Origin of the sequence: Shewanella sp. N2AIL (genome assembly GCF_022690845.1) — a bacterium.
Taxonomy (GTDB): domain Bacteria; phylum Pseudomonadota; class Gammaproteobacteria; order Enterobacterales; family Shewanellaceae; genus Shewanella; species Shewanella baltica.
The window spans coordinates 1-14,196 of record NZ_JALBYT010000055.1 but is presented as its reverse complement, the minus strand read 5'-3'; the positions used below and the strand labels follow the sequence as shown (position 1 = coordinate 14,196).

8 protein-coding genes, 1 rRNA gene and 1 pseudogene are annotated in these 14,196 nt (G+C 44.4%); 4 read left to right on the top strand and 6 right to left on the bottom strand.

Features of this window, described 5'->3' with window-relative positions:
- Positions 1-11 precede the first annotated feature (11 nt).
- Positions 12-127: ribosomal RNA gene (gene rrf / locus MO387_RS20425) — 5S ribosomal RNA — on the top strand.
- Positions 128-655: 528 nt separating this feature from the next.
- On the opposite strand, the gene MO387_RS20420 is transcribed toward rrf, so the two are convergent.
- Positions 656-1,405, bottom strand: coding sequence for a DUF2057 domain-containing protein (locus MO387_RS20420; protein WP_107948061.1), 750 nt, complete (start codon positions 1,403-1,405; stop codon positions 656-658).
- Between the two features lie 205 nt (positions 1,406-1,610).
- Positions 1,611-3,656 (bottom strand): annotated as a pseudogene (locus MO387_RS20415) (bifunctional 2',3'-cyclic-nucleotide 2'-phosphodiesterase/3'-nucleotidase).
- A gap of 708 nt (positions 3,657-4,364) precedes the next feature.
- Between MO387_RS20415 and MO387_RS20410 the strand changes: the two are divergent.
- Positions 4,365-6,509 carry a M3 family metallopeptidase gene (locus MO387_RS20410; RefSeq protein WP_107948058.1) on the top strand — a complete coding sequence of 715 codons (2,145 nt, stop codon included), beginning with the start codon at positions 4,365-4,367 and terminating at the stop codon, positions 6,507-6,509.
- Positions 6,510-6,651: 142 nt separating this feature from the next.
- Here the strand turns inward: MO387_RS20410 and MO387_RS20405 are convergent, their stop codons facing one another.
- The 3 genes from MO387_RS20405 to MO387_RS20395 all read right to left on the bottom strand — a co-directional run bounded on the left by MO387_RS20405 (position 6,652) and on the right by MO387_RS20395 (position 10,570).
- A complete protein-coding gene (locus tag MO387_RS20405; protein WP_107948056.1) occupies positions 6,652-7,101 on the bottom strand; it encodes an acetyltransferase in 450 nt (149 codons plus the stop codon).
- 310 nt (positions 7,102-7,411) lie between these two features.
- Positions 7,412-7,888: a hypothetical protein gene (locus MO387_RS20400; protein WP_107948054.1), complete on the bottom strand. Its 477-nt coding sequence runs from the start codon at positions 7,886-7,888 to the stop codon at positions 7,412-7,414.
- Between the two features lie 477 nt (positions 7,889-8,365).
- Complete coding sequence (locus tag MO387_RS20395) at positions 8,366-10,570, bottom strand: M3 family metallopeptidase (RefSeq protein WP_107948052.1); 2,205 nt, start codon at positions 10,568-10,570, stop codon at positions 8,366-8,368.
- A gap of 408 nt (positions 10,571-10,978) precedes the next feature.
- Here MO387_RS20395 and MO387_RS20390 point away from each other — a divergent pair, with 408 nt between their 5' ends.
- The gene (locus MO387_RS20390; protein WP_107948050.1) at positions 10,979-12,628 is read left to right on the top strand and encodes a dipeptidase; all 1,650 of its coding nucleotides are present in this window, start codon (positions 10,979-10,981) and stop codon (positions 12,626-12,628) included.
- Positions 12,629-12,801: 173 nt separating this feature from the next.
- Here MO387_RS20390 and MO387_RS21225 read toward each other — a convergent pair whose 3' ends face one another.
- Positions 12,802-12,936, bottom strand: a complete 135-nt coding sequence (locus MO387_RS21225; RefSeq protein WP_259563962.1) for a hypothetical protein — start codon at positions 12,934-12,936, stop codon at positions 12,802-12,804.
- Positions 12,937-13,373: 437 nt separating this feature from the next.
- Between MO387_RS21225 and MO387_RS20385 the strand changes: the two genes are divergently transcribed.
- Positions 13,374-14,087: a DUF262 domain-containing protein gene (locus tag MO387_RS20385; protein WP_242326482.1), complete on the top strand. Its 714-nt coding sequence runs from the start codon at positions 13,374-13,376 to the stop codon at positions 14,085-14,087.
- The last annotated feature ends 109 nt before the right edge of the window (positions 14,088-14,196 follow it).

Below are 14,196 nucleotides of genomic sequence, written 5' to 3'. Positions count from 1 at the left end.
AACAGAATTTGCTTGGTGACAATAGCCTTGTGGAACCACCTGATCCCATCCCGAACTCAGAAGTGAAACGCAAACGCGCCGATGGTAGTGTGGGGTCTCCCCATGTGAGAGTAGGTCATCGCCAAGCATCCAAATAAACACAAAAGCCCTAGCCTAAACCGCTAGGGCTTTTGTGTTTATACGCTCCGCGAAAACTTATCTCGATGTCAACCCGCCGCTAAGCGGGGTCCCCAGCTGCGCAATACATTGCTCCGCGCGACACATCATCAAAATGCTGCGCATTTTAGGCAATGATGACTCGCCCCCATGTATCCCCTTCGGGGATAAAAGAAAGTAGGTCATCGCCAAGTGCCTAATGATCTCATTGAGATGTAACGAAGCCAGCTGATAAGCTGGTTTTTTTGCGTCTGCAATTTACATGTTTTAGCGTTTTTGAAACCGTTTCATTGTTTGAAATAACATTAAGTTGTGAAGTGGAAATGGTTTACTGGGCGCTTTTTTAATGAGCTTAAGTTTTACTAAGTTCTCATTTTATGAACTCTAATGGAGCCGCCAGCTCATAGTGACACTAAGCTGGCGGCCTGAAATAGATAGCTGAAGCAATGTTGATGGTTAGAGGACAAATATCCTCTTCAACGCTTGCGTGCTCTATGCATCACTCTTTATTTATTTTGGCTTTGAAGCTGGCTTTGGTATTGTCGTTAGCTTGTTTGTACCAGTAATCCAGCATTTGACTGATTTCAGCTTGGCTAGGTGTCGTCGCTGGAGTGATTTGCTGAGCCTTATCATTGTTCGCTGCGACTGCTGACGACATAACTGCTGGCGCGATCAAGCTCGTGGATGTGGCTGCTGATGTTTGGTGTATTTGCGGCTGGCTTGCCAATACTGGTGCAATGGCGTCGTTTGCTTGTGTTGTCGCGGTATTCATAGTGAGATTTAATGAAGCCGGATGATTGCTAAGGTTGTACTGCAGTATCTCGTGTTCGAAATCCCGTCCCAGTTGGATGCCATTCTTAATCAATTTATCGCTGGTAAAACTCACGGCTTCATCTTGAGCATTTAATAGTGTCAGCTTGGGTGACTCATCAAATTTCTTTGCATCTCTGGCTGAGTTAATGGCGGGAAGTGTCAGCGTGAGTGTTTGTGCTGACGCATCAAAACGGACGATGAGCACGTCGGATAGATAATGCACTGAGTCAGCTTGTTGCCGGTATTGCGCGGCATAACGGAAGGCTATCTGATTGGTACCATCGGCTAAAACGAGGTTGCCACTCTTTACTGCTGGCTTGCCATTGACCGTTAACACTTCAGCATTTTTAGGCAGATTGAGATTAACATCGGCCGTTGCAGGCTGCACAGCGCCCAGTATTAACGCGGTGGCACATAAGATTGATTGATATTTCATAAGCTTTCTCTGTTGTTGCGAGGACGCCGCTAAATAATAAGGTAGATTTCTGACGACACAAAGCAGGTTTAACCTTTAGTGTGGAGCAAGATGAACTAAATGGCGACACACTGTTTATAGCGCGCAGATTAGCGTTAATTTAATCGGTAGGGAATAAAAAAGGCTCACGAGGAGCCTTTTGAGGTGATATTTCGGGATTGAACGCTTATTTGGTTAGGTTGATGCTATAAACGGCGAAACCCAGTTCATCCTTGCTGATCTTTTTCATTTCACGTTGTTTATTGGCTTCGATAAAGGCAGCGGCTTTGTCACTGTCTTGGGTTTCGAAGCGAACGTCTAATGTGACGTTGGTCGTGATGGTTTTGAAATCCCAGTTGTAATCGGCACTTGGATTGACCATACCTTCGTACTTACCCGTGGTTTCGTTGTACTGAGATTGCGCTGTAATATAAGCCGCTAACGCCTCACGGTTGGTATCGGGCAGTTCAAGGACGACATGGTCGCTACCCGTACCGGCAAACTTACCACCAAAGGCGCGGTAGTTATTTGAAGCGACGATAAACTCTTTCGCAGCAAATTCTTCACCTGTGATGACTTTACCGTTTTCGTCTTTATAGCTTAAATCAACGATACGGTTTGCGTTGGCATTAACAACGGCGCAATCGCGGTCAAACTTGTTCGGTTGAGTGACATCAATTTTGTAAGTTAAGCCATCGAGTACGTCGAAGTTATAGGTTGGATGGCCATCCCAGTTGATTAACTCTTGTGGGGTGGTTTTTGCTGGGTCGATTTGATTGAACTGGTTGGCTGAGCACTCAAGCCAATCTTTCAATTCGGCGCCCGTTGCTTTGACTGCCACCATAGTATTGGGATACAGGTACAGATCGGCGGCGTTTTTGAAGGTCAGTGGACCTTTATCGACTTGCACAAATTGATCGGCATCGCTGGTTGTACCGTGGCGACCGCCCGCTTTAAAAGGAGCAGAAGCTGAAAGTACTGGCAGCCCTTTTAATGCTGCAGGTAATTTCGCTTTCACGTTAGCGATTTGCGCATCGGAAACGATTTGTACCGTAGGGTCGTCTTGCACTAAGGTGAGGAAGCTATACATGTCCGCCGCTGCAACACCGATAGGTTCATCCACAAAGGCGAGGGTGCCTTGGTGCTCTGCTGCGACAGCATCGTGAATAGCGCCATCCGCTTCAACTAATGGGGCTTTATTTGCGCCATCATAGATAGGGCGAGCTTGCGTTTTGGCACTAAGGACATGCCACTTGTCATCTCTACGCTCAAGTTTAAAGTCAACCACCCCTAAGTTATCACCTCAACGACCTGGCATCACTGCGGGGACGCCGTTCAGTAGGCCTTTAGTGACATCGGTATTGGGCAAGTCGGCATACTTAGCATCTGGGAAGATAGAGTGGCTGTGACCGAATAGAATCGCATCGATACCTTCAACATAAGTCAAAGCGTAAGTGGCGTTTTCAGCCATAGGATCGCCAGGATTTTCCGTTGAACCAATGCCAGAGTGTGGAATGGCGATAATGATATCGGCCCCTTTGGCTTTCATTTCTGGGACATATTTTTTCGCGGTGGTAACGATATCTTCAACCGTCACTTTACCCGTCAGATTTTGTTTATCCCACAATAGAATTTGCGGTGGCACAAAACCAATATAACCAATGTTAATGGTTTGATTATTGAGTTCGCTGTCGATAATAATTTTTTGTTTGATGATATAAGGGGTGAATAAATGCTCACCTTTTTTAACCTCATTCCAGCAACCATTATCGTCGGCGCAATAAACGTTTGAGTTGATATAAGGGAAATCTGCACCACTAATGGATTTATTTAAGAAGTCTAAACCATAGTTAAATTCATGGTTACCGATATTACCGACTTCATAATCTAATAGGTTCATGGCTTTATAAGCAGGATGAACATCGCCCATTTGCAGGCCCACTTTAGCCATATAATCGCCCATAGGGCTGCCTTGTAGCAGATCGCCGTTGTCGACGAGGACGCTATTCTTGGCTTCGCTGCGTGCAGCGTGGATCAAGCTTGCAGTGCGGGCAAGACCGATAGTCGGATCGTCTTTACCACTGTAGTAGTTGAAATCCATGATATTTGTGTGCAGATCTGTGGTTTCGAGTACCCGTAAATCGGCTTGAACGACTTTGTCGTCATCAGAATTACAGGCGCTGACACCAAGGGCGGCAGTGATCATCACTGCGAGTATTTTCTTATTTAACATAGTTATCTCTATTTATATTTATTTGACCCCAACGCATGTTCCGTCAAGAGCATGCCCATCATCCCGTTAATTCGGCGTCATTTAACTGTTAGGTTAATTTGTCGCGAAGTTAACGAGCGGGAATTATAAAGACATTTGATGATCTGAATGTGACATTAATCGGAGAAAAGCTGTTTCAAATTGTGACTCAGAGTGCGTCTGCCTAAATAATGAGCCATTTGGTCTGTATATTTGTTACATTGAGGTTTAAATAATCACAGCAAAAAGTTTATTAAGAAGAATTAATATTTGTTATAGAAACGGTGTTTTATTTGCTTATGCTGCTTTCTATGTTGAGAATATTCGGCTTAAAAAATCCAATAGGATTGTTTTAAATAATTCTTTTTACATTGAATTTTAGCTAATCCTCATCATTTCTGCTTGCAAGCGCTTAACATTGATTGCTGTGCCTTAGGTGTAGCTTAGCGTTGGCATAGGCACATATAGACTCGAAATACACATAAAGTGATACAAATTAGCGCCGCAGTGGCGGGGTAAAACTTGGCTGAAATGCGCGTAACTTGTTAAGGTAGTTCATCGAAATTGACGACCGTAGCAACAAGCGTTCGTTGACTCAGACTGTTTTAAACTGAAAGCCAAAATCCGTTAGCGCGCACCTTTCACCTTAAAAATACAAACGAAAGGGCAGCAACATCCAAGGGAGTTAATATGCGTAAGTCCGTTATTACCACAGCCGTGGCCGCGGCTTTGTTACTTGGCGCTTGTTCAGACAAGCCAGCCGCCAGTGCCAATGAAGCCAAAAATGCCGTAGCGACTCAAACTGCTGCTAAAGCGCAAGCAACCAATGTGTTGTTGAGCAAGAGTCCACTGCAGGATCAAGCGCCACAATTTAACCTTATCCATACGGCAGATTATGCTCCTGCCTTCGAGCAAGGCATTAAAGCCCATGATGCTGAAATCGCTGCCATTGTGAATAACAAGCAAGCGGCCAGTTTTGACAACACCATTCTGGCGATGGAAACCTCGGGTGAATTATTAACGCGGGTGTCGCGGACCTTCTTTAATCTCGCCGGTCTGATTTCTGATGATGATTTCCAGAAAACCGAAGCAGATCTTGCACCTAAGCTATCTGCCCATCGCGATAATATTTATCTCGATCCGACCTTATTTGCCCGTGTTGAAGCCGTATACCAACAAAAAAGCAGCTTAAATGCGGAAGATCAGCGTTTAGTTGAATACTACTATGAGCAGTTTGTTCGCGCTGGCGCGAAATTGTCGGCTGAAGATAAAGCTAAAATGCGCGACTTTAACGCCGAGCTTGCAACCTTAGCGACGGACTTTTCACAAAACAGCTTAAAATCATTTAAAGATGATGTGATTGTTGTGACGGATAAAGCCCAGTTAGCTGGTTTATCTGGCAGCGAAATCGCCACCTTAGCCGCTGCCGCCAAAGCTGCTGGAAAAGAGGGCTATTTGATTACCTTAGTGAACACGACTCGCCAGCCTGTGCTTTCTAGCCTGAGCAACCGTGAACTGCGCCAAAAAGTGTGGGAAACCTCGGCGCACAGAGCTGTTGCAACCAATGGCCCATTGATTGTTAAAATGGCGCAAATTCGGGCTAAAAAAGCCAACTTATTGGGATTCGATACTTGGGCATCCTATGCGGTTGCCGATCAAATGGCGAAAACCCCAGCCGCTGTGTATGAAATCCTCGACGATTTAGCACCAAAAGCCTTAGCACGTGCCAAAGTGGAAGCGGCTGATATTCAAGCCGAAATCAAAAAGACGGGCGGTGATTTCGAACTGCAACCTTGGGATTGGGCTTATTACGCCGACAAAGTGCGTAAAGAGAAATACGATCTCGACGAAAGCAGCATCAAGCCTTATTTCGAGTTTAATACTGTGCTGCAAGACGGGCTGTTTTTCGCGATGCATAAACTGTATGGCATCAGCTTAAAACCGCGTACCGATTTACCCGTGTGGAATCCCGATGTCTTAGCCTTTGAAGTCTTCGATAAAGACAACAGCTCTATTGGCTTATTCTACCTTGACCCTTATGCCCGCGAAGGTAAAGGCGGCGGCGCGTGGATGGATGAGTTCGTCACTCAAAGCGGTCTGCTTGGCACTAAGCCCGTTGTTTATAACGCGCTGAATATTCCTAAGCCAGCCGATGGCCCAACGTTAATGACCTTCGATGAAGTGACCACTATGTTCCATGAAATGGGTCATGCGGTTCACGGTTTATTCTCGCAGGTGAAATACCCAAGCGTGGCTGGCACATCAACTGCACGTGACTTTGTTGAGTTCCCATCCCAGGTTAACGAAGATTGGAATATCGATCCTGCTGTGATTGCTAACTATGCCAAACACTACAAAACGGGTGAGCCAATTCCTAAGGCGCTGCTCGATAAAATCTTAGCCTCAAATAAGTTTGGCCAAGGTTTTGATACCGTTGAGTATCTGTCTGCTGCCTTGTTAGATATGGAATGGCACTCTATCAGTGCCGATACTCAAATTAGCGATGTAGAGAAGTTTGAGCACCAAGTGTTAGCTAAACATGGCCTTGATTTTGCGCCAATTCCACCGCGTTATAAATCGAGCTACTTTAGCCATGCCTTCTCCGGTGGTTATTCCGCAGGTTATTACGCGTATTTGTGGACCGAAGTGTTTGCCGCCGATGCCTTTGCCTATATGGGCGAGCACGGTGGATTGAAAGCCGATAATGGTGACAAGTTCCGCAAGGAAGTCTTATCTAAAGGAAATAGTGAAGATCTCATGCAAGATTACATTCACTTTACCGGTAAAAAACCGACAACAGAGGCACTGTTAAAGCGCCGCGGTTTAGTCGACTAATCGATTCGTTGTAAAAAGGCCCAAAGGCTTGTTAGGGAAACCTAGCAAGCCTTTTTATTGATGTCGGGGCGGATTTATTCATCATTTTTGTTTCCGCCGGATACTCTCCAACCCTATTCTCATCGATTGAATCAGGATACATCTACAATTCCTCAATGGAATATAACGCCATATGCAACAACGGATAAGGTTTACCCTGTCCATCAACGGGTGAGCGACCCGTTACTGAAAAACCAATATGTTGGTAAAAACCTAATGCTTGTTGATTCTGCTCATTAACATCCACCTTTGTGGCTCCCAGTTCTTTAATGGCATGTGTCGCTAGCATGGAACCAATCCCTTTTCCGCGCGCGTCAGGTGAGATGAACAGCATTTCAATATTGCCATCATGTACGCCGCAGAATCCGAGTATTTCTCCATTGTCATTTTTAGCGCACTTTAAGTGAACGGCATCAAAATACTGTTCGAGGATCAGCGGCTTCAATTGCTGTAGATCTTCTTCTGCTAAAAAGTCATGGGTTGCTCTTACCGATGCTTCCCAAATATCGAGCAGACTAAGATGATCTGCTTTTTCTACCATCTCAATATTCATCATATAACTCTATTGAAGATTTAATGTCGCCTAAGCGGTGAATTAAAGTGGGTTAACATGTGAAGCGGAAACGTACCAACATTTACGAATCCGCCATTAAAAAGGATATGATTACGGACGGGATCCGCAGTAACCTTGTCGACAATTATGATAGAAAAGTTATGTTTTTCAAAATTTATCTGACATCGACACCTAATTACTCATCGTCACCCATTATCTTTTTGGGTTATATTATGGCGTGTTGTTAATGTTTTCTAATGATAAATATACTTAAACTAATATCAGATAATAGAACTTGTATTTACTGTGCTTACTTAAATATTCTTTTTGCTAAGCTTTGTCTAAACACGATTGGATCCTTGCGTAGAGTTTCGTAAAAGGCAAGGAAGGTTAGATATTTAGCAGACGACATTAACCAGTTTGCTAATAATGGGAAAATAACAAAGCAAAGAAAAATCCAGGTTTGTTTGTGTTCAAGAACGAATAAAAACAGTAAGTAACAAAGGAGTTGAAAATAGACGTTTATTTTATTGATTTTAACTGCTCGAGGTCTACCTCGTATAATTAATACATTTGGTATAACAATACTCAGGGTCATGATCACTATACTTGATGCTAAAAGGATACCATACTCTTCGTGTGTTAATTTACCGAATAGCGTTTCAATCGTAAGAATAAGTAAAGGGCCGATAGCACCCGCACCAAACATAAGGAACATGATTACTGCAATACCAACGACAAACATGCCGATAGATAAGTCATGTTTCTCAAAAAAATTATCTGACATAGACTCTGAATTCCTTATAGCTGACTATTGTTAGGTTGTTGATTTTTCCACCTGCACGCCTTACTGCTCAGGTTAAAGCTGGCTGCTATTGTATCTTTACATTCTCGTAATATTCATCGAATGGGATATTAGTGGCATAAAGGAATCATAGGGAATATTCATGGTCAATAAAAACCACTCCAGCACCAATTGTATTTGGGGAAGCATCCAGAGCTTTGAGTATTCGAGTGGTATTGAGTTCGTTCTGTCATCGCAGTGTGAGAAGTTTTTCTTTATTTGCTTGAAATGGAGAGCTTAGTAGGGCATTAGACATAATCATTTCCATTGATAATTTTAAAAATATCCTTATATGCGGCAACACAGTACTAAAATATTCAGCCAATTAATAGGTTATTGTAGAAGTTGCTGAATAAAATCATAAGAAAACGGGAGCCGAAGCTCCCGTTGTTTATCTTGCCTTTGGCAAATGATTAGCGATTACTCGGCCAGTAATCCACGGCTACGCAGCAGCGGCTCTATGCCGGCTTCTTTACCGCGGAAGTTTTTATACATCAGCATAGGATCATCGCTGCCGCCTTTCGACAGGATATTATTACGGAAGGAATCCGCAGTGGCCTTGTCGAAAATGCCGTTTTCTTTAAAGGCTTCGAAAGCATCCGCGCCTAAAATATCCGACCACAGGTAGCTGTAGTAGCCTGCAGAATAACCGCCTGCGAAAATATGCGAGAAGTAAGTGCTGCGATAGCGTGGGCTAATTTCTTCAATCAGTCCCATTGCCGCTAACGAGTCCGCTTCAAACTTGGCCGCATCCTTTGGCGTAGTGTCGGTCAGTGTGTGCCAATCTAAATCGAGCTTAGTGGCCGCCATATATTCAACGGTGGCAAAGCCTTGGTTGAACTTGCTGGCCGCTTGGATTTTTTTAACTAATTCTTGTGGGATCACTTCGCCGGTTTTGTAGTGCTTGGCAAATTGGGCTAACACTTCTGGCTGGGTCATCCAGTTTTCATTCACTTGCGATGGGAACTCAACGTAATCGCGAGGTACGGCGGTGCCACCCTGTGAGCGATATTCCACGTTCGATAACATGCCGTGTAGGGCGTGGCCAAATTCGTGGAAGAGGGTGCTGGCTTCATCGAAGGTCAGCAGCGCTGGCTCATTGCCCGCAGGGCGAGGGTAGTTCAATACGTTAACAATAATAGGTTTAGAATCAACGCCATTCATATTGTATTGTTTGCGGAAGGAATTCATCCAAGCGCCGCCACGTTTGCTGTCGCGGGTGAAATAGTCACCCATAAAGATGGCCATCAGCTTGCCGTCTTTATCGTAAACTTCCCAAGTACGGACTTCTGCATTGTATTTGGGTAAGTCGGTACGTTCTTTAAAGGTCAAACCGTACAAACGGTTAGCCGTGTAGAACACACCTTTTAGTGTACTGTCGAGGGAGAAATACGGGCGGGTTTGTTGCTCGTTAAAGCTGTACTTAGCGACACGAATTTTGTCGGCGTAGTAATCCCAGTCCCACGCTTGCAGCTTAAATTTGCCACCTTGCGCGTCGATCATGGCTTGCATATCCGCCACTTCGGTTTTGGCTTGGGCCAATGCCGCTGGCCATACCTTGTTGAGCAACCCGTAGACGTTTTCTGGTGTTTTAGCTGTACGTTCTTCTAACACGAAATCCGCATGGGTTTTATAGCCCATCAACTGAGCACGTTCGGCACGCAGGGCGGCAATCTTCGCGAGGATAATCTTGTTATCGTTAGCGTTATTATTGTTACCGCGCTCGATATAGCCTTTATAGAGTTTTTCACGTAACTGGCGGTTATCTGCATAGGTTAAAAACGGCGTGATAGAAGGGCGAGACGTAGTGAATACCCACTTGCCTTCATGGCCACGTTTTTTCGCGGTTTCAAAAGCGGTCGCAATCACATCAGCGGGTAAACCTGCGAGATCGGCTTTGTTATCAACCACTAATTCGAAGGCATTGGTTTCGGCCAATAGATTGTCACCAAAGGCTAAATTGAGTTTGCCGATCTCTTCGTTTAATGCGCGCAGTTTGGTTTTATCTTGTTCGCTTAAGTTAGCGCCGCCACGGGTGAAAGATTTATAGGTATCTTCCAACAATTTGGCTTGGGCAGTGCTGAGTTTTAGGCTGTCTTTCGCGTCGTGAACGGCTTTGACTTTTTGAAACAGTTTGTCATTGAGCAGGATATCGTCTTCGGCCGACGATAGCATAGGCGACACTTCTTTGGAGAGTGCTTGCAATGCTGGCGTAGTATCGGCGCCTGTCAGGTTAAAGAAGACGTTAGAAACGCGGGTCACTAGATCGCCAGAAAATTCCATGGCTTCAATAGTATTGGCGAAGGTTGGTTTGGCTTTATTATCAACAATCGCTTGAATTTGTTCGTGTTGCTGAGCTACGCCCGCTTTAAAGGCTGGGAGGAAATGCTCTGGCTTGATGTTATCAAAAGCCGGAATTTCCATAAAGGTATCATAGGGTTTAAAGAATGGATTAGTCGCATTCTGACTGATAATTTGCGCTGACACGGCATTGGGCGCCGCGTTGGCTTGAACACTGGCTTCGGGTTGTTGTGTGCTACAAGCGCCCAAAGTTAAGGCTAAAGCGATGGCACTTAGCGTGAGCTTAGCCGTGCGGGCTTGCGGTTTAAGGGTTAGTCCCTTCATTATTTGTTCCCCGTTAGGTCGATTATTGTTATGGGTGATTGTTTGATGATGGCCATGGATTTCAGTAAATATTGAAGTCTACGCGCGGCTACAACCATTAATTTATCTTAATGTGACTGTTTAACATGTATCGGACTAGGGGTTCCATCGGTTTTGTGTTTAGTTTGTAACAAATGTTTTGTTTCAGGCTTTTAAGCAAAATATTATGGCAAACTGGCTGCGGATGTTATCGCGTCTCGGCGCTTTATTGGCAACATCATTGCTCAAGGCTGTAGTCGAAGATAATAGCCGCAAACACGTCGCAGATGACTGGCGTAAGTAACACCTTGCACTAAACCAGCTTAATCCATTTTCAACCGTCTCTTGCAGTACGGTCCTAAAACACGAATAACAATAATAGGATCTTCTATGTCTCAATCTGGTATTCAACATGCTCGCGTACGTCGAGCGTTATCCTTGGTATTACTGACTGCGTCCAGCTGGGTTATGCCGCAGTGTATTGCAGCGCCTGCGTCAGCAACAACAGCGGCTCACACAAACGTCCCCCAGTTAAGCCAAAATGCACTCAAGGTCGCCGATTATGCGGTCGCAAAATACGATGCAGCTATGGTGCAGAGTTTGACTCAGTTGGTGAGTTTTAATACCCAAGCGGTTGAAGGGCAAACGCCAGATACCAATCCCGCCTTTATGGGCTTTAAGTCGAGTTTGCAACAACTCAGTCAGGAGCTCGGGTTAGATTATGCCGATCATGGCTATGTGGTGTTGATTGGCTTAGATGCCAATTCGGCTGTAAACAATGAATCTAAAAAGTTAGGCATAGTCACCCACGGCGATGTGCAACCAGCTAATCCTGCATTGTGGGCGCAGAGCCCTTATCTGCTTGATACTCAATCGGAACCGGGCAAACTGATTGGCCGCGGCACAGAGGACGACAAGGGCGCCATCGTTACCGCCATGTATGCGATGAAGGCGATTAAAGATAAACACATTAAGCGAGATAGACGCATTGAACTCTTGGTTTATCTTGCTGAAGAGTCCGACTGGGAACCACTGAAAACCTTTTTAGCCAGCTACACGCCAGCGGACATGAACATTACTATCGATGCCGAATATCCAGTAGTTACTGCCGAAAAAGGCTGGAGCAAGATTACCTTTACAGTGCCCAATATTACGATCTCCAATATAGAAGCTAACGCAGAGGCTTCAGCTCAAGCGCCCACGTTAACGGCTTTCTCTGGCGGCTATTTTGCCAGCCAAGTACCGCAGCAGGCCGAGGCGGAAATTGAGGCGGTTTCACCCGCATTACTGACAAAGTTACAGACCAGAGCCGCCGCGCAGCAGGGGATGAAATATCGTTTTGAAAACCATTGCGTCGATAAACCGTGCAACTTGCATATCTTTGCCGACGGTAAAGCCGCCCATTCATCCACCCCTGAGAATGGGGTGAATGCCGTGACCCATTTGGCGGCATTATTAAGTCCCGAGTTGAATGATAAACCTTGGCCGCAAACCAGCGCCTCCTTAACCGTTGCCACCATGAACGAGCTGGTGGGGTTAGGCATTTATGCCGAGCAGTTTGGTGACTTAGCCTATAAAGATGATTTTATGGGACCGCTGACCTTAGCCCCAACTGTGGTGGTGCAAACTCACAAGGGCACTGAGGTGACCATTAACTTGCGTCGTCCTGTCGGTAAGACGCCAGAGTTACTCGCTAAGCAAGCCCGTGAAGCTCTAGCCCTGTGGCAGGATAAACACCAAGTGCAGCTTGCTGATATCGAAAGTTATTGGGGTGAGCCTATGGTGATGAAGGATGCGCCGCAGCAACAAACTCTACTTGATGTTTTTGCCCACTTCACTGGCATAGTCGACCCTAAACCCGTTGCAATTGGCGGCTCAACCAACAGTAAATTATTCCCCAATGCCTTAAGTTTTGGCCCAGCCATGCCGGGCGTGGAATACACTGGCCATACCGAAAAAGAGTTCATCACCCATAAGCAATTTATGCTGAATCTAAAAATGTACACAGCTGCATTTATCGAGCTATCGGCGGCAAAATAGTGCTCTTTGTTAAAGTGATTGTGGAATGGCATAAAAGTGTAGGGGAGCAATAAAGTCTGATATCAAGTATTAAGCCAAGCATTAAGGGTTAATAGAACAATGGCGGTTAAATCTTAGATTTCCGCCATTCCAACTCTAAATACTCAAAGGCAGAAAGGCTCAAAGCTAGTGAGTTATATCGTCAGTTGTGCTGCATGAATTGTCATTGTTTCCCCTGTGACTCGCCATAAACTCGTCCCTGAGGGCTCGACGACGGCATCCATGCCGCCAACGGTCACAGTTGCAACAATGCCAATCTTAACTAACACTTCTGCTGTTCGTTTAGCTAAAAAACGTTATAACAAGGATCAGTTGGTGAACAATTAATTCCTTCATTGCTCTAAAAATTCCCAAGTATGCCTGCTTTGAACTATTCACAACGAGTGGCCGAAACTGAAAAATTATAAACTCGTATTCAAATCGCTTGGTTTTCAGTGATTCTTAGTCGATATTTGTGCGTGTTATCTCAGGTATATAAGTTGAAAAGCATTTAAAATTAAACACTTAAAGGTTACCGTTTTTATATAATAGGTTTGGAAAACACTCATGCGTATTTTTCTTGATGGTATATCAGCATCAAAGCTGATAAGTTTCATTAAATACAGATAGTTAATGATGCACGTTTCCAATATTCTAATGTGGTAACCCACATACCACTATACAACCGTTATGTAGACTAAATATTTGAGAGCTGAATGGGATTTTTATGAGTCTAGAAAAAGAAATACAAACAGCAAGGAAAGAAATCGTATCCGATGGCTATGATATGTCATTAGGTGAAGTGATGAACTTGTATAAAGACGACGAGCTAGTGATTAATCCGGAGTTTCAAAGGCTATTTCGTTGGGATATAACAAGGAAAACACGATTTATTGAGTCGATATTATTAAGTATTCCTATCCCACCTATTTTTGTATTTCAAGATAAAGATGGGAACTGGGAATTAATTGATGGACTGCAACGTTTATCAACGGTTCTAGAATTTGCTGGTATATTGAAAAGTCCTGAAGGAAAAAAAGTAGAACCAAGCACTCTAGAAGGGACTAAGTTTTTGCCCAGCTTGGCTGATAAGCGTTGGCAGGTATGGAATGAAGGTGATGACTCTATTGATAAAAGTATGCAGATGCAAATTAAGCGCGCAAGAATTCGTGTTGAAATTTTGCTTAAAGAAAGTGATGAAAATGCTAAGTATGAGTTATTCCAGAGGTTAAATACTGGCGGTGCACAACTGTCACAACAAGAAGTGAGAAATTGTGTTGCAGTAATGATTAATCCTATATTTTATAAGTTACTGCAAAGACTCTCTGAAAATGATGATTTTTCAAGAACTATAAATCAAACAGATAAAGCTCTTGAAAAGCAATCTGGTGTTGAATTAGTCCTTCGATTTTTTGCATTTAAGCCGACTTTCCGCACCTGATTTAGGAATAAATTTGCCGATACCGTTCGCCTAACACGTCGAGAATGATCTGCTGGTCCACTGTGAGTCCTGTGACTTGAGGTGGCGCCTCTCCCAACTGGTACTCGTG

Bases quoted from the DNA above. Each gene is read 5' to 3' on its own strand.
- MO387_RS20420 (WP_107948061.1), bottom strand. From the start codon at position 1,405: ATGAAATATCAATCAATCTTATGTGCCACCGCGTTAATACTGGGCGCT.
- MO387_RS20405 (WP_107948056.1), bottom strand. From the start codon at position 7,101: ATGAATATTGAGATGGTAGAAAAAGCAGATCATCTTAGTCTGCTCGAT.
- MO387_RS20385 (WP_242326482.1), top strand. From the start codon at position 13,374: ATGAGTCTAGAAAAAGAAATACAAACAGCAAGGAAAGAAATCGTATCC.
- MO387_RS20395 (WP_107948052.1), bottom strand. From the start codon at position 10,570: ATGAAGGGACTAACCCTTAAACCGCAAGCCCGCACGGCTAAGCTCACG.
- MO387_RS20390 (WP_107948050.1), top strand. From the start codon at position 10,979: ATGTCTCAATCTGGTATTCAACATGCTCGCGTACGTCGAGCGTTATCC.
- MO387_RS20410 (WP_107948058.1), top strand. From the start codon at position 4,365: ATGCGTAAGTCCGTTATTACCACAGCCGTGGCCGCGGCTTTGTTACTT.
- MO387_RS20400 (WP_107948054.1), bottom strand. From the start codon at position 7,888: ATGTCAGATAATTTTTTTGAGAAACATGACTTATCTATCGGCATGTTT.